Annotated in this window: 1 pseudogene; it reads left to right on the forward strand. The window is 43.3% G+C overall.

The annotated features are described in order from the left end of the window. A pseudogene (locus ACFIK8_RS11110) lies at window positions 1-769 on the forward strand (heparinase); the annotation flags it as partial.

Below are 769 nucleotides of genomic sequence, written 5' to 3' on the forward strand. Positions count from 1 at the left end.
CTGATCCTATGATGGCGCATGAATTTTATCATGGTCGTTTTGCTTTTGCTGGCCATATTGTTCATTCTGGTGCTGTTTCACCTTTTTCTTTAGTTTCACCAACGCCTGAATGGGAAGAAGCCCTTCATAATTTTCATTGGTTGCGACATATGACGGCAGCAGATAGTGATTTAGCTGCTGCCCATGCACGCGCGCTCGTAGAAGACTGGCTTGACCAGTGTGTCAAGAAAATAAACGGCCTTGCTTGGAGTGCGCCAATTGTGGCACGGCGTTTGATTTCGTGGATTTGTCATTCGCAAATGTTGTTGAAGGGGGCAAGTGAGCGGTTCGAAAAACGTTTTTTACAGGCGCTTGGTTTCCAATTTCGTTATTTGCGTGTGACGATTTCCAGTATGGAAAACAATGATAAACGTTTACGAGCAGCTGTCGCTTTGGCATTCGCATCTCTTGCTTTGCCGATTTCTGTAGCAATGAAAAAAAAGGTGCAAACCACTCTCATAGAGGAGCTTTCACGTCAGATTTTGGTTGATGGGGGGCATATTTCGCGTAGCCCTGCCATCTTGCTCGATTTATTATCGGACTTATTGTCTTTGCGTAATCTTTTTATGCATAGTAATGAAACAGCACCACGTATTCTCATTGATTCTGTTGAGCGTATGTTGCCAGCTTTACGGTTTTTTCTTCATGAGGATCACACATTGGCGCATTTTAATGGTGTTGGTTCACTTGAACCTAAACGCTTATCAACACTTTTAGAGCTTGATGAAAC

This window comes from Bartonella sp. MR168JLCBS (genome assembly GCF_042194175.1).